General features: G+C 79.1%; 2 protein-coding genes. Both read left to right on the top strand.

Annotated features, from left to right (window positions below; translation table 11 throughout):
• Positions 1 to 472: zinc-binding dehydrogenase (locus tag HLB15_RS23675; protein ID WP_171109225.1), on the top strand; the 472-nt coding region annotated here is incomplete at its 5' end.
• The coding region (locus HLB15_RS23680; RefSeq protein WP_171109226.1) for an SDR family NAD(P)-dependent oxidoreductase at positions 469 to 1107 on the top strand (639 nt) is incomplete at its 3' end. The genes HLB15_RS23675 and HLB15_RS23680, both read left to right, overlap by 4 nt.

Genomic DNA, 1107 nt, shown 5'->3' on the forward strand with positions numbered 1-1107 from the left:
CGGCGGCGTCGGCGGGCTCGCCACCCAGCTCGCCGTGGCGGCGGGCGTGCGCGTGATCGGCACCGCGTCCGCGGCCAACCAGGAGCGGGTCGCGGGCTACGGCGCGACGCCGACACGGTACGGCGCGGGCCTCGTCGAGCGCGTCCGGGCGCTCACGGGGCACGGGACCGGCCCCGCCGTCGACGCCGTGCTCGACGCGGCAGGGGCCGGTGTGCTGCCGGACAGCGTCGCGCTGCGCGGCGGCACCGACCGCGTCCTGTCGGTCGCCGACCCGGACGCCGCAGCGCACGGCGTCGCCTCCTCGGAGCGCCCCGAGCCGTCGGCCGTCGAGCTCGCCGAGCTGGTCGGACTCGTGGCGCGCGGTGCCGTGACGGTGCCCGTCGCCGCCGTCCTGCCGCTGGACCAGGCCCCGCGCGCGCACGAGCTGGTCGCGAGCGGGCGCGCGGGCGGCAAGGTGGTGCTCGTCCCGTGACGGCGCACCGCACGGGGCGGGTCTGGTTCGTGACCGGGGCGAGCCGGGGGATCGGTCGAGCCGTCGCCGAGGCCGCGCTGGCCCGCGGGGACCGCGTGGCGGCCACGGCGCGCGACCCGCACACGCTCGACGAGCTGGCGGCGGCGCACGGCGACGCCGTCCTCCCGCTGCGCCTGGACGTGACGGACCGGGAGGCGGCGTTCGCGGCCGTGCACGCGGCCACCGAGCGGTTCGGGCGCCTCGACGTGGTCGTCAACAACGCGGGCCGCGGCCTGTTCGGCTACGTCGAGGAGATCACGCCCGACCAGCTCCGCGCCCAGCTCGAGGTCAACCTGCTCGGCGTGCTGCACGTGACCCAGGCGGCCCTGCCCGTGCTGCGGGCCCAGGGCAGCGGCCACGTGGTCCAGGTGTCGAGCTCGAGCGGTGTCGCGGCGTGGCCGGGGCTCGGCGGGTACAGCGCGTCGAAGTGGGCGCTCGAGGGCCTCACCGAGGCGCTCGCGCAGGAGGTGGCCGGGTTCGGCCTCCGGGTGACGCTCGTGGAGCCGGGGCCCGTCGACACCGAGTGGGGCGGCGCGTCGGCCGACCGCGCGGCGCCGCTGCCCGCCTACGACGCGCTGCGCGCGGCGGCCTGGCAC

The organism is Promicromonospora citrea (assembly GCF_013004695.1).
Lineage (GTDB): Bacteria > Actinomycetota > Actinomycetes > Actinomycetales > Cellulomonadaceae > Promicromonospora > Promicromonospora citrea.